The 19,977-nt window shown below is 63.0% G+C and carries 16 protein-coding genes, 1 tRNA gene and 5 pseudogenes; 13 read left to right on the top strand and 9 right to left on the bottom strand.

Annotated features, from left to right (window positions below):
- Positions 1-235: 235 nt before the first annotated feature.
- Both ACQ86E_RS33595 and ACQ86E_RS33590 read right to left on the bottom strand, forming a co-directional pair.
- Positions 236-1,262 (bottom strand): annotated as a pseudogene (locus ACQ86E_RS33595) (Bug family tripartite tricarboxylate transporter substrate binding protein).
- Between the two features lie 117 nt (positions 1,263-1,379).
- Positions 1,380-1,865 (bottom strand): outer membrane protein assembly factor BamE, encoded by a 486-nt coding sequence (locus tag ACQ86E_RS33590; protein WP_431203584.1) that lies wholly within the window; start codon positions 1,863-1,865, stop codon positions 1,380-1,382.
- Positions 1,866-1,963: 98 nt separating this feature from the next.
- On the opposite strand from ACQ86E_RS33590, the pseudogene ACQ86E_RS33585 reads away from it, so the two are divergent.
- From ACQ86E_RS33585 to ACQ86E_RS33555, 7 genes and pseudogenes are all read left to right on the top strand, one after another.
- Positions 1,964-2,514 (top strand): annotated as a pseudogene (locus ACQ86E_RS33585) (ubiquinol-cytochrome C chaperone family protein).
- Positions 2,511-3,080: a YceD family protein gene (locus tag ACQ86E_RS33580; RefSeq protein WP_431203583.1), complete on the top strand. Its 570-nt coding sequence runs from the start codon at positions 2,511-2,513 to the stop codon at positions 3,078-3,080. The pseudogene ACQ86E_RS33585 and the gene ACQ86E_RS33580 overlap by 4 nt, the downstream one beginning before the upstream one ends.
- A gap of 298 nt (positions 3,081-3,378) precedes the next feature.
- A pseudogene (plsX, locus tag ACQ86E_RS33575) lies at positions 3,379-4,439 on the top strand (phosphate acyltransferase PlsX).
- The gene (locus ACQ86E_RS33570; protein WP_431203582.1) at positions 4,436-5,416 is read left to right on the top strand and encodes a beta-ketoacyl-ACP synthase III; all 981 of its coding nucleotides are present in this window, start codon (positions 4,436-4,438) and stop codon (positions 5,414-5,416) included. Before plsX ends, ACQ86E_RS33570 begins: the two are co-directional and overlap by 4 nt.
- Before the next feature lie 134 nt (positions 5,417-5,550).
- Positions 5,551-5,892: an integration host factor subunit alpha gene (locus tag ACQ86E_RS33565; RefSeq protein ID WP_193409731.1), complete on the top strand. Its 342-nt coding sequence runs from the start codon at positions 5,551-5,553 to the stop codon at positions 5,890-5,892.
- 27 nt (positions 5,893-5,919) lie between these two features.
- A complete protein-coding gene (locus ACQ86E_RS33560) occupies positions 5,920-6,504 on the top strand; it encodes a MerR family transcriptional regulator (protein ID WP_431203581.1) in 585 nt (194 codons plus the stop codon).
- A gap of 111 nt (positions 6,505-6,615) precedes the next feature.
- A tRNA-Pro gene (locus ACQ86E_RS33555) sits at positions 6,616-6,693 on the top strand.
- Between the two features lie 250 nt (positions 6,694-6,943).
- Here ACQ86E_RS33555 and ACQ86E_RS33550 read toward each other — a convergent pair.
- The 3 genes from ACQ86E_RS33550 to ACQ86E_RS33540 form a co-directional block, all read right to left on the bottom strand.
- A complete protein-coding gene (locus tag ACQ86E_RS33550; protein ID WP_431203580.1) occupies positions 6,944-7,879 on the bottom strand; it encodes a hypothetical protein in 936 nt (311 codons plus the stop codon).
- A 168-nt stretch (positions 7,880-8,047) separates the two neighbouring features.
- The gene (locus tag ACQ86E_RS33545; RefSeq protein ID WP_431203579.1) at positions 8,048-8,533 is read right to left on the bottom strand and encodes a hypothetical protein; all 486 of its coding nucleotides are present in this window, start codon (positions 8,531-8,533) and stop codon (positions 8,048-8,050) included.
- An 878-nt stretch (positions 8,534-9,411) separates the two neighbouring features.
- Entirely contained in the window at positions 9,412-9,651 is a 240-nt protein-coding gene (locus ACQ86E_RS33540) for a hypothetical protein (RefSeq protein WP_015685698.1), read from the bottom strand.
- Positions 9,652-9,978: 327 nt separating this feature from the next.
- Here ACQ86E_RS33540 and ACQ86E_RS33535 point away from each other — a divergent pair, with 327 nt between their 5' ends.
- The 3 genes from ACQ86E_RS33535 (at position 9,979) to ACQ86E_RS33525 (ending at position 13,405) form a co-directional block, all read left to right on the top strand.
- Positions 9,979-10,887, top strand: a complete 909-nt coding sequence (locus ACQ86E_RS33535) for a dihydrodipicolinate synthase family protein (RefSeq protein WP_431203578.1) — start codon at positions 9,979-9,981, stop codon at positions 10,885-10,887.
- Positions 10,888-11,026: 139 nt separating this feature from the next.
- A complete protein-coding gene (locus ACQ86E_RS33530; protein WP_431203577.1) occupies positions 11,027-11,998 on the top strand; it encodes an SDR family NAD(P)-dependent oxidoreductase in 972 nt (323 codons plus the stop codon).
- Positions 11,999-12,286: 288 nt separating this feature from the next.
- Complete coding sequence (locus ACQ86E_RS33525) at positions 12,287-13,405, top strand: alpha/beta hydrolase family protein (protein ID WP_431203576.1); 1,119 nt, start codon at positions 12,287-12,289, stop codon at positions 13,403-13,405.
- 117 nt (positions 13,406-13,522) lie between these two features.
- Here ACQ86E_RS33525 and ACQ86E_RS33520 read toward each other — a convergent pair whose 3' ends face one another.
- Positions 13,523-14,029 carry a MarR family winged helix-turn-helix transcriptional regulator gene (locus ACQ86E_RS33520; RefSeq protein ID WP_431203575.1) on the bottom strand — a complete coding sequence of 169 codons (507 nt, stop codon included), beginning with the start codon at positions 14,027-14,029 and terminating at the stop codon, positions 13,523-13,525.
- Between the two features lie 406 nt (positions 14,030-14,435).
- Between ACQ86E_RS33520 and ACQ86E_RS33515 the strand changes: the two genes are divergently transcribed.
- A complete protein-coding gene (locus ACQ86E_RS33515) occupies positions 14,436-15,959 on the top strand; it encodes a porin (RefSeq protein WP_431203574.1) in 1,524 nt (507 codons plus the stop codon).
- A gap of 333 nt (positions 15,960-16,292) precedes the next feature.
- Here ACQ86E_RS33515 and ACQ86E_RS33510 read toward each other — a convergent pair whose 3' ends face one another.
- The 3 genes and pseudogenes from ACQ86E_RS33510 to ACQ86E_RS33500 all read right to left on the bottom strand — a co-directional run bounded on the left by ACQ86E_RS33510 (position 16,293) and on the right by ACQ86E_RS33500 (position 18,183).
- On the bottom strand, positions 16,293-16,772 hold the full coding sequence (locus ACQ86E_RS33510) for a GcrA family cell cycle regulator (RefSeq protein ID WP_431203573.1): 480 nt from the start codon (positions 16,770-16,772) through the stop codon (positions 16,293-16,295).
- Between the two features lie 72 nt (positions 16,773-16,844).
- Positions 16,845-17,042, bottom strand: a complete 198-nt coding sequence (locus ACQ86E_RS33505) for a hypothetical protein (RefSeq protein ID WP_007603456.1) — start codon at positions 17,040-17,042, stop codon at positions 16,845-16,847.
- A 200-nt stretch (positions 17,043-17,242) separates the two neighbouring features.
- Positions 17,243-18,183, bottom strand: a pseudogene (locus ACQ86E_RS33500) (acetamidase/formamidase family protein).
- 181 nt (positions 18,184-18,364) lie between these two features.
- Between ACQ86E_RS33500 and ACQ86E_RS33495 the strand changes: the two are divergent.
- A pseudogene (locus ACQ86E_RS33495) lies at positions 18,365-19,132 on the top strand (YdcF family protein).
- Positions 19,133-19,193: 61 nt separating this feature from the next.
- The gene (locus tag ACQ86E_RS33490; RefSeq protein ID WP_431203572.1) at positions 19,194-19,976 is read left to right on the top strand and encodes a DUF169 domain-containing protein; all 783 of its coding nucleotides are present in this window, start codon (positions 19,194-19,196) and stop codon (positions 19,974-19,976) included.
- The last annotated feature ends 1 nt before the right edge of the window (position 19,977 follow it).

The following is a 19,977-nucleotide window of genomic DNA, read 5'->3' as shown; positions in this document are numbered from 1 at the left end:
CGATCAACGACAAAACCCCGCGGCGCGAGCCGCGGGGTTTTTGATGTGTTTTGGTGCGGAAGTCTTTCATCGCGCCATTGCGAGCGCAGCCTCACCCTCGCTGTCGTCGTCCGCGAAGGCGGACGATCCAGTATTCCACAGACAGAGACGTCATGCGGAGAAGCCGCGGCGTACTGGATTCCCCGCCTTCGCGGGGAATGACATCGGTGGATGCTGCCTCTATCTCCGCCAACGCCTACTGCACGTCCATCTGCAGTCCTTCCTTCTGGATGATGCCGGCGAACTTCTTCGTCTCGGTGTCCACGAAGGCGGAGAACTGCTCCGGTGTGCCGTAGTCGGCGCGGGCGCCCATGGCGGCGATGTTCTTCTTGATGTCGTCGCGGCTCGAGCATCGCCTTCACTTGAAGGTTGAGCGCATTGAGCACCTCCGGCGAGACGCCCTTCGGCAGGAACACCGAGAACCAGGACGATACGTCGAAATTGGCCAGCTCGGGTGCGCTCTCGCGCATGGTTGGCAGGTTTTTCGCCAGTTCGCTGCGCTCGGGCGTGGTGACGCAGAGGCCGGTGAGGGTGCCGTTCTGCACCTGCGGCAGGCTCGGATAGAGATTGTCGAACAGGATCTGGATGTCGCCCGCCAGCGCGGCCTGGAGTGCGGGACCGGCGCCGCGGAACGGGATGTGCGTCATCTTCAGCCCGGTGAGCTGGAGGAACCAGGCGCCGGTGAGGTGAGGGCTCTGGCCGACGCCGGATGAGGCGTAGCTGAGCTTGTCCGGATTGGCCTTCAGATACGTGATCAGCTCGGCGATGGATTTGATGCCGGTTTTCGGATGCGCCGAGACGATGTTCGGGATCCGGATGATGTTGGAGACCGGCTGGAGCTGGTCCGGCTTGTAGGTGAGGTTCTTGAAGATGCTGTAGGCGATCGCGTTCGGACCGGGATTGCCGACCAGGATGGTCTGGCCGTCCGGCTTGGCGCGGACCACCTCGGCGGTGCCGATCGTGCCGCCGCCGCCGGAGCGGTTTTCCACGACAGCCGACTGGCCCCAGGCGGTTTGCAGATGCGCGGCGAGAAGCCGGCCCATGACGTCGGTGGAGCCGCCGGCCGCAGCCGGCACGATGATGCGGACCGTTTCGGTCGGCTTCCAGTCCGCCAGGCTCGATCGCGGCAGGATCGCAGCGGCCGAGAGGCCAGCGGCGCCGGTGAGCACCTGGCGGCGGGACAGAAATGTCTTCTCGAGTTTCTTGGGTAGTTTGTTGGGCACGAATCCACTCCCTGCTTCTTGCTTTGCAGGCAGCGTATGGAACCCGACGAGCAACGGCAAGTCGTCCGCGACGACAAGTGCCGCACTGGAGGCGGCACGACGCCGCAGGCTGAATGCTCAGTTAAAACTGAGCAGCTTGAAGATTGGCGCGAGGTAGCTCATCTCCTGGCCCGACGTCGGCGTGGTCCGGCTGATGAAGTCGAAGATCTTGCCATCCTGGAGGCCGTAATTCGCCAGCCGGCGCACGCGACGGTTCTTGTCGAAGTAGACGGCGATGACGCGCTGGTCGACCACCTTCTGGTTCATGAAGGCGACCATGCGCTCCGAGCGCTGCGAGATATAGTAGAACACCTCACCGTCGAGGGTTGCGACCGTGGAGGGCGTGCCCATCACGATCAGCACCTGATCCTGGCTCGCGCCGATCGGAATCTGCTCCAGCGCGCCCGGCGGCAGGATGTAACCCTTCTGGAACTGCTCGCCGGTGCAGCCCGCAAGCGCAACGCCGACCAAGGCCATGGCCGCGAACAGGCGCAGGCCACGCCAGCGTGTTGGAAAGCCGCGCAGCTTGTCCGCGCGCCGGCTGATCTGGTTCGTTATCGTCATAGCGGAACTGATTCCGTCCCCTTGCGTCGCGCGAGGCGCTGAAGTACCGGGCGGAGGCTGCAATTGCAACACGCGCACGCCCGCTTGCGGAACCCACAATGGTTTGGCCGTTCAATCACTTCAGGAAACCCCGGCAAGCCCCGCGCGGCACCATTGAAGCCATCTATGGCATGATCGTGACGCAGGCGCGAGAACCCATATTTTACCGCGACTTGGGGGTGCCGGATACGGTTAACGGGCGTTTCGACCTGTTGCTGCTCCATCTCTGGCTGCTGCTGCGGCGCCTGCGCACGGCCCAGAGCGCCGCGGAGCTGTCGCAGGCGCTGTTCGACCGGTTCTGCGAGGACATGGACGACAATCTGCGCGAAATGGGGATCGGCGACCAGACCGTGCCGAAGCGGATGCGGGCCTTCGGCGAGGCCTTTACGGCCGCGTGCAGGCCTACGACCAGGCCGCGGATAGCGGCGGCGAAGCGCTGGCGTCGGCCATTTGCAGGAATATCTTGAACGGGGCTGGCCTGGACCTGGCGCGGCAGCTTGCGGCCTACGCCCGGGCCACCGAGGCCGATCTTGGCCGGATCGACGAAGCGGCGCTGCTGGGCGCCTCCTTCAGGTTTCCCCCAGCGCTGACCGAGGATATCACCCGATGAGCCGACCGAACGCCGAATCCGTACCCGATCCCTGGCGGTCTCCCATCATCGTCGTGCAGATCCCCGACACCGGCCTGCATCGCAAGCTCAAGGCATCGGCGGCCGAGCTCCAGGCTATAGCCGAGGCAGGCGGCCTGCGGGAGGTCCTCTCCGCCGAGGCCGCCTTTGACGTCGTACCCAGGAGCGGTGGCCGATTCGAGGTCAAGGGCCACGTCCGCGCCCGGATCGGCCAGACCTGCGTGGTTACCCTCGATCCGATGGAGAGCGAGATCGACGAGGAGGTGGACCTGGTGTTCGCCCCCGAGGCCGAGGTCCGGAAGATGGCTGAACTGATCGAGGAGGGTAAGGACGATGCGGAGCCGCCGGAGGTGATCGATCCCCCGGAGCCGATCGTCAATGGAATCATCGACCTTGGCCGGATCGCGACAGACGCGCTGTTCCTGGCGGTCGATCCCTATCCGCGCAAGGAGGGGGCCGTGTTCGAGGCCGAAGTGATCGCCCCCGATCCGGAGGACCATCCGTTCGCGGCGCTGAAGGCGCTTCAGGACAGGAAGAAGGGCAAATAGCTGGGCATTCCCCGCTGCCCCCGCTTTGCTACGGAGCGCGAGGCGCTTGCCGGAGAGGTTTGAAAGGTGGGGTTATCTATCTGATTTTCATGTGTTTCTCTTGAAATCAAGTCTGTGCCGGCAAATCGCCCCGCATGCAAAAGGCTGGGGGCAAGAGGTTGTTTCGGGATAGCAAAACGCTATTGTCGCGCCCCGGTCGGGGCGCGGCGTGGCGCCTGACCGGTCGCCATGTCCATGGCGCACCCATCCGCGGCCCCGCTCGTTCAAGACCGCACCAGACCAGGTTTCCAGGACTTTTATGCCAAGCAAGGTTCGCATTGCGCTTGACGCCATGGGGGCGACTCCGGCGCCGCCGTGGTCATTCCGGGCGCAGCCATCTCGCTCGGCAGGCATCGCGACACCGAGTTTCTGCTGGTCGGGGACCGCGCCAGGATCGAGCCCGAACTCGATCGGCATCCCCAGCTCAAGGCGGTTTCGAAGATCATCCATACCGATGTCGCGGTCAGCGGCGAGGACAAGCCGAGCCAGGCGCTGCGGCGCGGCCGCAGGACCTCCTCGATGTGGCTCGCCATCGACGCGGTGAAGCAGGGCGAGGCGGATGTCGCGGTCTCCGCCGGCAACACCGGCGCGCTGATGGCGATGTCGCGTTTCCACCTGCGTACGCTGAAGGGCATCGACCGTCCGGCGATCACGGGGATATGGCCGACGAGGCGCGGCGAGTCCGTCGTGCTCGACCTCGGCGCGACCATCGGCGGCGACGCCCACCATCTGGTGGCGCTCGCGGTCATGGGCGCTGCGATGGCCAGCGTGCTGTTCGACAAGAAGCGGCCCACGGTCGGCCTGCTCAACATCGGGGCCGAGGAGATCAAGGGGCACGAAGAGATCCGCGAAGCCAGCGAGATCCTGCGTGCGCGCAACCTGCCGGAGCTCGACTATATCGGCTTCGTCGAGGGCGACGGCATCGGCAAGGGGCTGGCCGACGTGATCGTCACCGAAGGTTTCAGCGGCAACATTGCGCTCAAGGCCGCTGAAGGAACCGCGCGGCAGATGGCGGAATTGCTCCGCAATGAGATCCAGCGGAGCTGGCTGTCCAGGCTCGGCTATCTCTTTGCCCGCAGCGCCTTCCAGGCCCTGCGCAACAAGATGGACCCGAGCAAGTCCAACGGCGGCGTGTTCCTGGGGCTGAACGGCCTCGTGGTGAAGAGCCATGGCGGAACCAGCGCCGAAGGCTTTGCCTATGCGATCGATGTTGGCTATGAGATGGCTCACTACGATCTCCTGAACAAGATCAATCAGATGCTCAACCGCGAGGGTGGTGCACTCAATTTCGTGCAGCCCGCGCCGGAGGATGTTTCGTGACTCAAATTCGTTCGGTCGTGCTGGGCTGCGGCTCTTATCTGCCGGAGCAGGTGGTGACCAACGCCCAACTGGCGGCGCGCATCGACACGTCCGACGAGTGGATCGTGCAGCGCACCGGCATCCGCGAGCGGCATATCGCGGCCGAGGGCGAGTTCACCTCGCACCTGGCGACCAAGGCGGCGCAGGCCGCGCTCACCGATGCCGGCCTCGACGCACAGTCGATCGACCTGATCGTGCTGGCGACCTCGACGCCCGACAACACCTTCCCCGCGACCGCGGTCGCCGTGCAGCACGCGCTCGGCATCAACCACGGCGCGGCGTTCGACCTTCAGGCGGTGTGCTCGGGCTTCGTGTTCGCGCTCGCCACGGCCGACAATTTCCTCCGCACCGGCGCCTTCAAGCGCGCGCTGGTGATCGGCGCGGAAACCTTCTCGCGCATCCTCGACTGGAACGATCGCGGCACCTGCGTGCTGTTTGGCGACGGTGCCGGCGCGGTCGTGCTGGAGGCGCAGGAGCAGCCCGGCAACGCCGCGACCGACCGCGGCATCGTGACCACGCATCTGCGCTCCGACGGCCGCCACAAGGCAAAACTGTTCGTCGACGGCGGGCCGTCCTCGACCCAGACCGTCGGTCATCTGCGCATGGAGGGCCGCGAGGTCTTCAAACATGCGGTCGGCATGATCACCGACGTGATCGTCGACGCCTTCGAGGCGACCGGGCTCAATGCCGACAGCATCGACTGGTTCGTGCCGCACCAGGCCAACAAGCGAATCATCGACGCCTCCGCCCACAAGCTGCACATCGCGCCCGAGAAGGTGGTGCTGACGGTGGACCGTCACGGCAACACCTCGGCCGCCTCGATCCCGCTGGCCCTGTCGGTGGCGCGGAAGGACGGCCGCATCAAGCGTGGCGACGCGGTCCTGATGGAGGCGATGGGCGGCGGCTTCACCTGGGGTTCGGCCCTGGTGCGCTGGTAGAGCCACACTCGTTCAAATTTTGCCGGAATCAGCGCGCATTATCGATGCGTCTGCATTGATGAGCGCTGTTGACCGCCGTATCGTAACCTCATAATTTCAGACAACAATTGTTCGCCGTGATGTGGGGCAGGGCGATGACTGATCAAAGTAAAACCGTAACGCGTGTTGATCTCTGCGAGGCCGTCTACCAGAAGGTGGGCCTGTCGCGGACGGAATCCTCTGCGTTCGTGGAACTCGTGCTGAAGGAGATCACCGACTGCCTCGAGAAGGGCGAGACGGTGAAACTGTCCTCGTTCGGCTCCTTCATGGTGCGCAAGAAGGGGCAGCGCATCGGCCGCAACCCGAAGACCGGCACCGAGGTTCCGATCTCGCCGCGGCGGGTGATGGTGTTCAAGCCGTCGGCGATCCTGAAGCAGCGGATCAACACCCAGCACCGCACCAATGGCGACGCCACCAAGGCGCAACCCGAGGCTTAAAGCCGCCTCGCGCGAAGGATGTGGCATTTGGACAAGGCGCCGGATGCGTTCCGAACCATCAGCGAAGTAGCGCAGGAACTCGACATTCCGCAGCACGTGCTGCGGTTCTGGGAGACCCGTTTCTCCCAGATCAAGCCGATGAAGCGCAGCGGCGGCCGCCGCTATTACCGCCCCGACGACGTCGACCTGCTCAAGGGCATTCGCCGTCTGCTTTACGGGGAGGGCTACACCATCCGCGGGGTGCAGCGGATCCTCAAGGAGCACGGCGTCAAATCGGTGCAGGGCCTCGCCGACAGCTCGGCCGCGGTCTCGTTCGGCGCCATCGAGGACGCCATCGGCGCGAGCCTGATGGAGCCGGACGACGAGGCGCCGCTGCCGATCAAGCGCGTCACGGACGCCGACGAGGACGACTACCAGGGCGACGAGGAGGAGGGCATCGACTTCCGCTTCTCGGAGGTCGACGACGAGGACATCCTCACCACCTTCCGCAAGGGCGGCACCCCCGCCGCACCCGCCGGCCCCAGCGCACTGGACCGGGAAAGGCTGGGCAAGGCGCTCGCCGACCTCGTGGCCTGCCGTGAGATGCTGGATCAGGCGCTGAACGACGGCTAGGGCCGCATTCGGCTCGGCTTTACGGGTTGTTCCCCGGACTTTGGACAGGGACACCAAAATGGTGCCGCTCGCCTTGCGCTAAGCGGCGATCCTAGCTAATGGAACGACGTTCGGAGCGTGGCGCAGCCCGGTTAGCGCACTAGTCTGGGAGACTAGGGGTCGGAGGTTCAAATCCTCTCGCTCCGACCAATTTTTTTCAAATCGTCTGTCGGGTGGATTGCGGGTGGCGTGGAGCCTGCTCCCAGAGGTGACGCATGCGCGGCGGGCGTGGTGGGTGGTTGCTGCGGGTGGCTGGCAACCAAAATGCCGAAAACAACCCCATGCACAGTAGCGAGGCCGTTGCTGAATAAGGTTTTTCCGAAGTCGGCTTGGCCCGTCGGGCAAAACAGGGGGAGGATGCCAGCTTGTGAAGTCGGATTTCTCGACGTCCGCTTGGTCTTCAAGACTCTGCTTTGTGAGAGCTCCGGATCTTGTGGAGCAACCTTGGCAAACCTACAACGCCCCTAGACCCTTTGGTTACGGTTAAATCAGCAGGGTTTCCGCTCTCGCTGAACTTCACTATTTGCCGCATTGGCTCTGCCATCTTTGCGAGTAAAAACTCGCAGTCTTTCGCGCGCTTCTCTGCGAAGGCTGAAAATGCCTTCATAGACACCACGTCAACCGTGGCAAAGAATTTCCATTGGGGAGACCCTTTCCAGTGACAGCGAACGTAAGGCACTGGCTCTAACATCACGCCATCTGCATCCGCGTCGTAGAACGCGCGAATGAGTTCACCCTCAATGAGAACAACAGGAAATGCCAGCACGCCGAGTCGGGGTATCGTCCCTTCCTTGTTTCTAGTGTCATATTGGTCTGCATATGCCTTGCTGTTCCCGACTGCAGCCTGAACTGCCGAATAAAAAAGATCGTTTCCTTTGTTGAAGGCTTGTCTTCCGCCGAAGCCACCCTGTTCAGGCGTTGAAAAGATTTGAAGATCGTGGAGTTGTTCGTCGCCGGCGAGCATCCAGATTATTGCTTCGCCGAGCAGTGATGAGATTGTTTGAGAAACGCATGCGGCCGAGCCGATGCTCGTTGTCGGACTGGTAAATATGACCCAGGGCTTGTCTCCCGACCACTTGCATTCAACAATCATGGACACGCGCAGAAGGCCCGCGTCGGGCACGTCACACGTCATGGATGCCAATACGTCTATTTCTCGCTTCGGCTTGTCCTCGCCTTCTTGGACGTACACACCTTGAACAGAATGAAAGCCTTGCTTACGCAGCGTGTTTGCCGCTCGAAACTCGAGAGGATAGCCTTCGGTTTCCAGCCACTTTCCCACATTTTCGAGCAGTGAGCCGCTTGCTGCATTAGACTCCGAAGAACCTTCCGACATGAAAATTCCAGCCTCCAAGTGAGAATTTCTGGGGCAAAAGGAGAAACTCGGGGACGGCGTTGGCGACATGGTGCCCGGTAGAATACTTGAACAGCATCGGTCTCATTTGAATCAGATGGTGACGTTGCCGACTCGTGGCTTTTGAAATCTGGAGTCCGCTAAGGGCTCTTATCGGACTCCAGACTCACTGTGGACCGGTATGACCATGAACGGAAAGTGGTCCCAAATCTGCTCGTACAGCTTCCGGACTTCTGCGGTCTTCTCTACGAGTTCGCCCGGTCGTGTGAAATACGGGCCATCAGTGAAGGTCGTCCGTGACGCGTGAATAGCCGCGGGTGTTCCATCATGGTCGTACCAGTAACCGTGTGCGATGCGGTTTCGGTCCTCAACGACCTTCAAAGCCCGTTTAATCAGCTCTTCGAGGAAGCCCCGTTGGGGGTCGTCCTTCATCGTCCTAGCGACCTCCGCCTGGCAGATCTTGCACATCGACACAAAGTCCACCACGGGCATGAGCCGATTGCGCTGCAGATCACTCAGTGCGAGCATGTCGCATGCGGCAGTTCGCACAGCGTTCTCCATTTGAGAGAACCAGTAGACGTAAAGGCCTATCTGCTTGAATTTTTCGAGTTCATCAGTGCTGCCGTCTGTAGACATTGCCGGTGGCTCCGACCTGACTTGAATTCTGTAGTGATACCAATCGATGTTCAGGGTCAGTAATGGCTCTTATCGGGCTCCAGAATATCGAAGCGATTGCGTAACGAGTTTCGGAGCGCGGCAGTGCTCGCATACCGAATCTATGCGATTGAAGTCCGACGTAAGGCCAAGGGCGGTGCAAACGGGGTTCACTTGCTGACGAGGAGAAACACCCGTCAATTCGGTGATGCAGTCGTCGCAGTACCCTTTTGGCGTTTCGTCTCTCAGGAACGTGTAGATTTTCTCAGGGTTGCTCATGGTCATTCCTGACGGGTTGCGGCGATACATGCGACAGAATCGCAAGGGCCTGTTGGCGACCTGCGGCAAGATTCTGGAGTGGCTGGGGGACGCGCTCAAAGGCTGGTTTTCTCGTGCCTATTTATAACCCCGTCTTTCCCATACTCGCAACGGTTGCAGGTCTCGGCTCGATATGAAACCCTCTTCGGTCGCGGGAGGTCTAAATGGCGGACAACGTCACAATCGTGTTGGGCGCTCTGAACATTGCTGCAGATCCGCACCCGCCGGGCATTTACCGTGCGCTTTTCGAAGCCGCGACGGACGTACCCGAGAGGATTGGGGCTCCGGCTGGCGTCACGGTGACAGTGCACGAAATTGGACTGAACGTGGCTTGCAATTTTGCGGTCTTACTCCTGGCAAGACCAGATGCGGCCGACGCCGACGTTTGAAGGCGCGCACGTGTGGTCATTCTGCGTGCGATTGTTTGAGGAGAAGGTGTGACCGTCGTCACAGGACGCGCCACCTCAACGGTCTGGCGCTGCAAGCCGGAGGGACAAGGCGGCCCCCGGGCGTTTCCTCGTATCAGTAGTTTTGCGGGCCGCTTACGCGTGGCCCTTGATCTCGTAGTGACCCGGCACGCATTTGTAGCGCTCGAGGCGCCAGTTGGCGTGATAGATCGGGTGCTCGCCCATCCATTTGGCGAGCGGTGCCTGTGCGCCGACCGCACACTGCATCATCGAAATCTCGGGCGTCATGTTGCTGTCGGTCACGATTTCCTCGACGCAACTGCCTGAGCTGGCTGCGCTGAGCCGGCAGAGCACGGCAACGACGGTCACGAACATTCCAGTCACCTCATCGGTAGTTTCTGACCACGACAAAGATGCAAGTGGAGTGCCAGCGTCTGTGACGGAGACGACACGCTGGCCTGGCCGACTCGCCCCGGCGTCCAACTCCATTTGACGATTCGGATTGTAAAAAAATGCCCTAAAACCGAAGCCGGGCAACTACGGGGGAACCCCGGTCAAATGCGGAGGAATGAGCGATTGTGGGGGCTGCGCCGCGCGAACGCCCCTTCACAACCCCTGCGCAGCCGATACGCTCGCGGACGTGCGGATACTCGTCAAAAGAGCGGGACCGCCGCAGGACCAAAGGAAACGCGAGGGCAGACCATGAAGGCACGACCGACCGGCGTGATCCCGCCGATGACGACGCCGTTCCGCAAGGACGGCGAGATTGATTACAAACTGGTGGCGCCGCAGGTCGACTGGATGATCGGCGCGGGCGCGCACGGCCTCGCCGCCGGCGGCTCGACCGGCGAGGGCCACACGCTTGATCACGAGGAATATCGCGACCTGATGGCGGCGACGGTGGAGGCGGTGAACGGGCGCATTCCCGTCATCGCCGGCATCATCGTGGACTCCACGCGTGACGCGATCCGCCGCGGCAGGCTCGTGCGCGACATGAATGTCGCGGCACTCCAGGTCACGCCGGTGCATTACCTGTTCAAGCCTGATGACGAGGCGATGGTGGCGCATTTCCGCGCCATGGCCGACGAGACCGGCATGCCGATCATCATCTACAACGTGGTGCCGTGGTCGTACCTGTCGCCGGCGCTGCTGACGCGGATCATGACCGAGGTGCCGCTGGTGGTCGGCGTCAAGCAGAGCGCGGGCGATCTGAAACTGTTCGCCGACCTGATGATGATGGCGCCGGACAAGCTGATCTACAGCGCCGTCGATGCGCTGATGTATCCGTCCTACACGCTCGGGGCCCATGGCTCGATCGCCGCGATCCTGACCGCGGCGCCGCATGCCTCCGTGGCGCTGTGGGATGCGGTGAAGGCGGGCGATCATCCGCGCGCGCTCGATCTGCACAAGAGGCTGCTGACGCTGTGGAATGCGATCATTGCCGACAATCTGCCGGCCTGCACGCGTTACGCCCAGACGCTCCAGGGCTTGCCGAAGACGTATCCGCGCGCACCGATGCCGGAGGCCTCGCCCGCACAGCAGGCCGCGACCCGCAAGGCGCTGGAGGCGCTCGGCGCCTTGAGCGGTCAGCACGTCGAAGCGGCGGAATAGTCCGCCGGCCGAAATACGATTGTTGAATGGCAGCGCCGATCCGCTTTTACCTGCGGATGCGGCGCTGCTACATTTTGGGCGCCGTATGAGCGGCACGAGGACGAAGAAACAGACCGACAAGGGGAGGGACCGAAGTCCCATGAAGGATTTTGCAGGAAAGATCGCCGTCATCACCGGCGGCGGCACGGGAATGGGACGCGAGCTCGCACGGCAGCTCGTTGCCGAAGGCTGCAATGTCGCGATGTGCGATATCTCGGAGGCCGCGATGGCCGAGACCAGGCGGCTCTGCGAGGTCGAGAAGCTGCCGCAGGGCCTGCGCGTCACGACGCATGTCGCGGATGTCTCGATCGAGGATCACCTCAAGCGCTTCCGCGACGAACTTGCCGAGCAGCAGAAGACCGACAAAATCCATCTGCTGTTCAACAATGCCGGCATCGGTGGCGGCGGCAGCCTGTTCACCAACACGCGCGAGCAGTGGGAGCGCACCTTCAACATCTGCTGGGGCGGCGTCTATCTCGGCGTGCGCACCTTCCTGCCGATGCTGGTGGCCGCGGACGAGGCGCACATCGTCAACACCGCCAGCGTCAACGGCTTCTGGGCCTCGATCGGCATGGGGCAGGCGCACACCGCCTACAGCTCGGCCAAGTTCGCGGTGAAGGGATTCAGCGAAGCGCTGATCAACGACCTTCGCCTGCACGCGCCACACGTCAAATGCTCGGTGGTGATGCCTGGCCACATCGGCACCTCGATCGTCTCCAATTCGCGCAAGGTGCAGAGCGCCGACGGATCGGAGCGGCTCAATGCCGACGAGGTCGCGCTGACCCGCAAGCGCATGGTCGCGAACGGCGTGCCCAATGCCGACAAGATGTCGGACGAGGACATCCAGGCGGTGTTCGCCGAGCGCGCCCGCAGTTTCCTCCAGGATGCGCCGACCACCGCGGCGCAGGCCGCGAAGATCATCCTCGACGGCGTGAAGGCGGAGCGATGGCGCATTCTCGTCGGCGAGGACGCCAAGCGTCTTGACGAGCGCGTTCGTTCTACGCCGGACCAGGCCTATGAAAGATCCTTCTACGAAAGCTTTACGCAGGAGGTCGGCTGGCGACTCGGCTGAATCTGTTCGGCTGGGTCAGTCTCGCTGAGACCGTCAACGAAGGCGCGCCAATATAGGTATGATGATCATCATGGCAAGAGGCGGAGCGGTACTTTTGCGTGCCACCTCTTGCCAGTCTTGAAGGTCTTATGACGAATTGGAATGTCACGCATGCGACACGGCCATCGCGCCCGCTTTGTTCAAGCGATGGTGATGCCAAACGGGTCTCATTCGGCGCACGGCCGCTTGGTTGGCGAGCGGGAATAGTCTACTCAATCAGGGGTAACGCCATCATAAAGCGTAGCCCCGATGATACCCGCATGCCTCTCCGACGACTGGACCCTCTGCCCGGAGAGAGAGGACATCTCCGCTGAGTTCACGCGGCTCCTCACCGCGGCCCAGGAGGGCGGCGCCACGATCGCAGAATGCCTGATGATCGCGCGGCAGCTCAAACGCGGCGACGAGCATTCCTGGCACCGCGAGTGGAAGAAGCTGGCGCGGGCCAACCGGCAGCGCGCAGAGGCGGCGTTCGCGGAGCGCCATATGGCGACCGCGCAGCGCAACTGGCTTCGGGCGATGAACTACTACGGCGCGGCCGCGATGCCGCTCGACCAGGCCGACGAGCGCCGCTGGGTCGCGGTGCTGGCGATGCAGGAATGCGCCCGCCGCTTTCTGTCCGCGCGTAGTCCGGCCGGCGACATCGTCACGATTCCCTGGTCCGACGATGGACACGCCCTGCAAGGCTATTTCCTGCCCGCAGCTTCGGCGAGCAAGCGGGCTCCGACCGTGATCTGCATCGGCGAGCCCGGGCATCGCAAGGAGGAATTCCTGTTCAAGCTCGCGCCGCATGCGCGCGAGCGCGGTCTGTCGATGCTGGCGCTGGACCTGCTCGGCGACCAGCGCGACGATTACACCGACACGCTGCTGCAGCGCCGCGATCTCGAGAGCTCGATCGGCAGCGTCATGGACTATCTGGAAACGCGCGACGACGTCGATTTCAATCGCATCGGGATCGTCGCGGACGGGTGGGGCTCCTCCTTCGTCGCACGTGCGGTGTTGCAGGAGCCGCGGCTCGCAGCTGCGGTCTGCGACGGCGGTCTCTGGGACCTGCATGAGCGGTCCTTCTTCGCCAGCCGCTTTGCCATGAGCGACCTCAGCATCGTCCCGGTGCCGTCGGCGCCGCTGATGGCCTCGAGTGTCGACTGTCCGGTGCTGATCACCATCGGCGAGGACGGCTGGCTCAAGGCCGACCGGGCGCGCCAGATCGTGCAGAAGTCGCGGCCCGGCGGCTCGGATATCGTGCTGAAGGTGTTCACCGCGGCGGAGACCGGCGCGGCGCAGGCTCACGCGGACAATCCGAGCCTTGCCAATGAATACATCTTCGACTGGCTGGAATCGCAGCTGGGCGGCATGGGGCGTCGGAGCTGAGCGCCGCCTGCCGTTTCGGAGCCATTTCCGTTCCGATGTCATCGGAACGGGGGTCTGGCTTCTTGCCTTGACGCGTTTTCTTGACGCGAACCGGTATCCACGTCGCTCGAAAACGCTCTAATAGTCCAGGGATATCCTGACGCAGGCCTTTTCGAGCCGGTTCTTCAGCGTCGCGAGCTTGGTGGTGAATTCCGCGAGCTCTTCCTCGTCGAACTCCTGGAAGACGGATTCGCGAATCGACTTGTACTGTTCGTTGAGGCTCGCAATGTGCTTCTTTGTCTTGTCGGCCAGCGACAGGCGGACCACGCGGGCGTCGGTCGGCGAGGGGCGCCGGCGCAGCAGGGCCTTCTTCTCAAGCAGCTTGGACTGGGTGGTGACGAAGGAAGGGTCGACATTGAGCAGCTTGGAGACCACGTTGACGGGCACGCCGTCGTCCTTGTCGAGGTCCGAAATCGCCATCAGGATCAGCCATTGCGGACCGCTGATGCCCAGCGTTCTCGCCCAGAACTGACGCAGCTCCTCCAGATGCATGTTGATCGACGATATCTCCCAGGTGAAACGCCTGATGATATCCAGATTGCCGATGGAGCGGAGGCGCGCCCCTTCTTTCCTCGTCGCTGACACAGCGTCACTCCCGTCAACAGATTCATTCCGGCCGGCGTCGTGCAAGGTCATAGTCCACGCAAGTCTGCCCTGACGCAAGTGCAGAGCAGGGTAATTTTGTCACGAAAAGTACAAAGATGATCCACTCAGCATATTGCAGCGCCTCCCGGTGTTGCGCGCGGGGTACAGGTTTTGCGAAACCATAAAGCTGACCTAATAAACTATTTTGATTAGCGGAACGACGCAGGCATATTGATCCGTGACGGTGGGGGTTCTCGATCGTCCCGTTGCAGGTGGTTCGCTCACGTCCCTCGCGTTCAAGCGGGTGTGTCCGAAAGCGCACAGCGGCCGAGCGGATTTGAAGAGACGGGGATCTGGGGGGCCTCACGGTCCAGTCTCCGCAAAATGAGCAACTTGGAGGTTTTATATGAAAGTGGTGAAGAGCCTTTTGCTCGGCACTGCGGCGGGTCTGATCGCCGTCGGTGGAGCCCAGGCGGCCGATCTTCCGGTCAAGGCCAAGGCAGTCGAATACGTCAAGATCTGCACGCTTTACGGCGCGGGCTTCTACTACATCCCGGGCACCGACACCTGCATCAAGCTGGGCGGCTATCTGCGCGCTGAAGTCGCGCTCAATGCCGGCGGCAACTACAGCGCCCAGTACAACGGCGTGTTCGCGGCCAACAACCGCCTGAGCAACTACTACTCGATGCGTGCTCGTGAAGATCTCAACATCGACACGCGCACCGCGACCGAGTACGGCGTCGTTCGTACCTACTTCGATGCGGTCTTCAGCTGGACGACCGGCAGTTACGTCGGCACCGGCTCCGCCACGGGTGCGACCGGCTACAGCGCCACGACGGCTGGCACGTCCAACCTCAACCCGACGGACGGCGGTATCTCGGGCGGTTCGCTCGGCGTCTACTATGCCTTCATCCAGTTCGCCGGCTTCACCATGGGTAAGGCCGTGTCGCAGTTCGATGCTCCGTGGATCAACTATCCCGGCAACAACTTCGACCAGCTGGTCGGCGGCAGCGGCTCGACCAACGGCGTCGCCCAGTTCACCTACACGGCCGATTTCGGCCAGGGCGTGACGGCCGCGTTTTCGGCGCAGGATCAGACTCAGTTCTTCACGACCAACGTCTGGAACACCGCCGGCATGAGCACGTCGGGCGTGCTCGGCGGCGCCTACGGCTCGAACGACATCGGCGGCACCCGGTCTCCCGATCTCGTCGGCATGGTCCGCGTCGACCAGGCCTGGGGTCTGTTCCAGGCGTCGGTTGCGGCGCACGACAACCACGTCGGCTATTACGGCGCCACCGAAGTCACGGGACATCCGGAAGACAAGTGGGGCTGGGCCGTGCAGCTCGCATTGTCCATCAAGAACATCCCGACCGGCGCAGGCGACGTGATCAACGTCTCGGGTGTCTACACGGATGGCGCGAGCCGCTACAACTTCCAGTCGCTGGCTGCGACCAGTTACTCGATGTTCGGCAGTTCGAACGCCGCCTACCAGAGCATCGGCTTCGCCGGCGTGTCTGACGCGGTGTTCGGCCCCGGCGGCGGCCTCGAGCTGACCAAGACCTACGGCTTCCGGGGTGCCTACACCCACAACTGGAGCCCGAACTGGAACACCGCGCTCTACGGCGCGTGGGCTGCTGTCAACTACAGCGGAACGGCGAAGGATCTGATCTGCGGCAGCGCCTCGTTCGCGACCCTGACCGGCACCTGCAACCCGGACTTCAACATCGGCCAGGTGGGCGTCATCACCCGCTGGGTCCCGGTGAAGAACCTGACCTTCTCCGCCGACTTCACCTACAGCCATCTCGACCAGAAGTACTCGGGCGTGATCACGACCCCGGCGCTCACGAGCGTCGCGAAGCCCGCGGCAACATACGAGCTGAAGGATCAGGACACCTACAGCCTGCTGCTGCGCGCCCAGCGCAACTGGTAAGCCGAGGGTTCTTTCGGATCTGACCAGGCCCCGGCGGGACACCGCCGGGGCCTTTTTCAGATGCGGCGTTCGGAAAATCCGGCAGGCGTTGCTGGCGGCGAAGACGAGCCATGCGATTCAATTGCTCGCAAACTTATTTGCTTACCTGAGTTGATCAGCTATATATTGGCCAGCCGATTACGAAAGTTGCGGCTCTTAGCTTGATGCTATGACCTCCAGAAACCTCCGGTAGTGCCCTGCCGGAGGTTTTTCTGTTTCCGGAGTTCCGCTTCGGAAGCGCTTTCCGGCGAAGCGGATACCGGTTCGCGTCAAGACAGCGCGTCAACCGAGAATCTAACCGCGCATCACGCGAACGCGGGAGTTCGGCCGGTAGGCGAGGCGGCTGTGGCCGGCGCAATAGGGCTGGCTGTCCGGCGCGATATTGCCGCAGAAGCAGAAATCCTCCGCGCCCGGCGTCGAGATCGGCCAGCGGCAGCGGTTCTCGGCAAGCTCCAGCAACGAGCACCGATTGGCGTCGTCGATGGGACCTGCGACCACGGGCGCATCGGTCTCGCCGTAGATGGTGGCGAGCATCTGGTATTGCAGCCGCGGCACGGCGCGCATCGCGCGCGCCGGCGCGGAGCCCCTGTCCTGGACCTTGCGCTCGTCGACGGTCCGGCCGCGCGTGAGGTTCAGCCGCGACAGCTTGCCGATCACGGCGTTGCGGCTGACGCCGATGTCGGCGGCGATCTCGCGGCAGGAGAGGCCGGCCTCGAAGTGCTGCTTCAGAAGCTCGATTCGTTCGTTGGTCCAGGTCGGTGAAAGAACAGGCATTGTAACGGTCCCAGGTTGCAGATGTCGGCCATCCGCCTTGCGAGATCCGTCCGCCTCACGTCCGGCGCGCGCTCACGTCCTGCCGTTGTCGCGAATCGACAAAAGCCCGTCCTTGATGGCGAGACGGATGCCTTCCTCGATCAAGGTACGTGCGACGCCGGGAACGCTGGTGCCGTGGGTGCCCTGTCTCACCAACTTCTCCAGGTAGGTGATGGTCGAGAGCGCCAGGGTTACGGGAATGCGGTCAGTCTCGGCTTTTTCGGTGGCCATGGTCCGAACGCTAGCCTCATACTCAGGTACATAAAAGTAACGATTAAGACTCTATTTAGGTTTGAGGCCGGAAGTCAAATGCTGGCTGATGTCGTGGCTCAGCCCGTTGAAATCACATATAAAAATGAACACGACGCCGCGCGCCGCGCGGGAGTCCGGGCGGCGGCGTGGCGTCGTCAGGCGAGGGAAGGGCGGCTGGTTCAGCCGTGCACGATCGCCTTTTCGATCATGCAATGGATGCCCTTGGAGCCGTTGACGGTCTGGGTCACCCGCAGGTCGGCCGCGAGGCTGCACAGCGTGTAGGCGTCTTCGCGCGACAGGTTTCGCCTCTCGCCGAGGAGCACGATCATGTCGCGCAGCGCGCGGACCGCGCATTGGTCGAGGTCGGGGTCCATCGCCATGGTCATGTAGTGCGTCGCCGTCTCGGCGCGGGGATAGTCGAAGCGCAGGTCCTTGCGCAGCGTCAGGCGGAAGCGGCCCTGGAGCGCGGTCTCGATCGCGGTGACGCAGACCTCGCCGTCGCCCTGCACGCCGTGGCCGTCGCCGCAGGAGAACAGCGCGCCCGGAACGAATACCGGCAGGTAAAGGGTCGCACCCGCGCCGAGCTCCTTGTTGTCGAGATTGCCGCCCATCGCGCGCGGAACCAGCGAGGAGATGCGGCCCCAGCCAGGGGCGGCGACACGCCCATGACGCCGAAGAACGGCTTGAGCGGCAGGTCCAGACCCCAGGGCATGCGGCCGACCATCCGCGTCCGGTCGAGCGGGATGTTGAGGATGCGCGTCTCGTGGAAATCGTCTGGCAGCGTGCCCGAGAGCGGCTTGATCATGTTCCAGCCCCAATCCTGCCGGAGCTGGACGTCGAGGATCTCGACCGCGAGCACGTCGCCGGGCTCGGCGCCCTCGACCGCGATCGGGCCGGTGAGGATGTGGCCGGGCAGCATGCGCTCGTTTATGGCGTGAACCTCGAACATCTCCGGCGGAATGTGAAACCTGTTGCGGTCGGGCAGCATGTCCGGGCCGCCGCTGATCGTGTCGACGGTCACCTCGTCGCCGCTCTTGACGGTGAGGACGGGCTTGAGCGCGGCTTCGAAGAAGCCCCAATGGCAGGTCGCGGGGCTGGAATGCAGGTGGTGGTGGGTCATTTGCCGCGTCCAATCGGTTTCATCAGAACTCGTCACGAGAACCTGTTATGCCCGGGCTTGACCGGGCGATCGATCCTCTTTCAAGAAGATTTCTGAAGATGGACCGGCCGGTCAAGCCCGGCACGATCATTTCAGCGAGGCGCCCCTGTATTTCGTTCTTTCCAAGACCCTTGGCAGTGCACTGCTGCCGATCAATCTGCTGGTCGAGCTCGGAATCCTGTCGCTGCTGCTGATGTTGACGCGCTACGCGGCTCTCGGCCGCAAGCTGGCCGTGACCACGCTGGTCCTGCTGGCATTGTCCGCGTTCTCGCCCCTCGGAAATCTCCTGCTGTACCCGCTGGAGTCGCGCTTTCCGGCGTGGGACCCCTCGCGCGGCGCGCCGGACGGCATCATCGTGCTCGGCGGCTCCGTCGACACCGATCTGTCGGCGGCGCATCGTACACCGGTGGTCGCGAACGCGGCCGATCGCCTGCTCGCGCCGGCCGAGCTCGCGCGCCGCTATCCGAACGCGCGCATCGTCTTCACCGGAGGTTCGGCGAACCTGGTCTCGACGGATGCGAAGGAGGCCGACTACTCCGCGCCGATCCTGGAAAACCTGGGCATCCCGAAGGAACGGCTGATCCTCGAGCCGTGATTCCCGCAACACCTGGGAGAACGCGGTCTTCACGAAGCAATTGGTGACGCCGAAGCCGGGCGAGCGCTGGCTGCTCGTCACCTCGGCCTTCCACATGCCACGCTCGATGGGAATCTTCCGCAAGGCCGGATTTAACGTCGAGCCCTATCCTGTCGATTGGCGGATGGGGGCCGCGACGAGCTCTTCACGTTCACCAATGCCGGCAAAGATGGTCTCGAAAAGACCGAGGTCGCCGTGCGCGAATGGATCGGTCTTCTGGTGTACCGCCTGATGGGCCGGACCGGCGAGTTGCTTCCGGGACCGGGCAAGGACTAGAACGAGAGCCGCAATAACAAGAACGCGGCACCGGCGCCCGACCGCCGGCTGGGAGGACGCCATGCAGCAGCACAGTGCAGAGAAGATCGATCTTGCCGGCCTCGTCGCCGATCTCAACAGCCTGCTGCGGCTGAAGACGACGGTCACCGGCATGAAGCTGTTCGCGCGCGTCTCGGAGATGGAGGCGATCCCGAAGATCCGGCGGCCCAATGCGGTTCACACCACCGACCAGATCGTCAGCATGGCCTCGCGGCTCGGCTGGACCGTCGGCATCACGGGCGACGATCTCGTCGGCGCGCAATGCCGCGCGGTGATTGGCCTCAGCCCGCAGGACGAAAAATGGCTCGCCGGCGAAAACTACGTCGGCGTCTGGCACGGCACGGCGGAAGACGCGCGCAAGCGCCAGGAGGCACTCGATGTGGTTCCGTTCGGACAGTATCAGGCGCTCGCGGTCAGTCCGCTCGCGAGCGGCCGGCTCGATCCGCCCGACATCTGTCTCGTCTATGCGACGCCGGGGCAGATGATCATCCTGATCAACGGACTGCAATATACCGGCTACAAGAAATTCGAATGGGGCGTGGTCGGCGAGACCGCCTGCGCGGATTCCTGGGGACGGGCCCTCAAATCCGGCGAGCCCAGCCTGTCCTTGCCATGCTATGCGGAACGGCGCTATGGCGGCGTGCCGGACGAGGAGATGCTGATGGCGTTGAAGCCGGAACATCTCGCCAAGGCGGTCGAGGGCATGAAGGCGCTCGCAAGGAACGGCCTGCGCTATCCAATCCCACCCTATGGTATTCAAAGCGACGTCCGTGCCGGCATGGGCGTGAGCTACGCGAAGAAGTAAA

This window comes from Bradyrhizobium betae (assembly GCF_050632175.1).
Classification (GTDB): Bacteria; Pseudomonadota; Alphaproteobacteria; order Rhizobiales; family Xanthobacteraceae; genus Bradyrhizobium; species Bradyrhizobium betae_B.
The sequence above is the reverse complement of the archived record's forward strand: the minus strand, read 5'-3'. Positions and strand labels throughout refer to the sequence as shown.

Excerpts from the sequence above, each read along its gene's own strand:
- ACQ86E_RS33510 (WP_431203573.1), bottom strand. The coding sequence starts at position 16,772 with ATGCCTGTTCTTTCACCGACCTGGACCAACGAACGAATCGAGCTTCTG.
- ACQ86E_RS33590 (WP_431203584.1), bottom strand. The coding sequence starts at position 1,865 with ATGACGATAACGAACCAGATCAGCCGGCGCGCGGACAAGCTGCGCGGC.
- ACQ86E_RS33565 (WP_193409731.1), top strand. The coding sequence starts at position 5,551 with ATGACTGATCAAAGTAAAACCGTAACGCGTGTTGATCTCTGCGAGGCC.
- ACQ86E_RS33540 (WP_015685698.1), bottom strand. The coding sequence starts at position 9,651 with ATGTTCGTGACCGTCGTTGCCGTGCTCTGCCGGCTCAGCGCAGCCAGC.
- ACQ86E_RS33545 (WP_431203579.1), bottom strand. The coding sequence starts at position 8,533 with ATGTCTACAGACGGCAGCACTGATGAACTCGAAAAATTCAAGCAGATA.
- ACQ86E_RS33550 (WP_431203580.1), bottom strand. The coding sequence starts at position 7,879 with ATGTCGGAAGGTTCTTCGGAGTCTAATGCAGCAAGCGGCTCACTGCTC.
- ACQ86E_RS33505 (WP_007603456.1), bottom strand. The coding sequence starts at position 17,042 with ATGGCCACCGAAAAAGCCGAGACTGACCGCATTCCCGTAACCCTGGCG.
- ACQ86E_RS33530 (WP_431203577.1), top strand. The coding sequence starts at position 11,027 with ATGAAGGATTTTGCAGGAAAGATCGCCGTCATCACCGGCGGCGGCACG.
- ACQ86E_RS33535 (WP_431203578.1), top strand. The coding sequence starts at position 9,979 with ATGAAGGCACGACCGACCGGCGTGATCCCGCCGATGACGACGCCGTTC.
- ACQ86E_RS33525 (WP_431203576.1), top strand. The coding sequence starts at position 12,287 with ATGATACCCGCATGCCTCTCCGACGACTGGACCCTCTGCCCGGAGAGA.
- ACQ86E_RS33490 (WP_431203572.1), top strand. The coding sequence starts at position 19,194 with ATGCAGCAGCACAGTGCAGAGAAGATCGATCTTGCCGGCCTCGTCGCC.
- ACQ86E_RS33515 (WP_431203574.1), top strand. The coding sequence starts at position 14,436 with ATGAAAGTGGTGAAGAGCCTTTTGCTCGGCACTGCGGCGGGTCTGATC.
- ACQ86E_RS33580 (WP_431203583.1), top strand. The coding sequence starts at position 2,511 with ATGAGCCGACCGAACGCCGAATCCGTACCCGATCCCTGGCGGTCTCCC.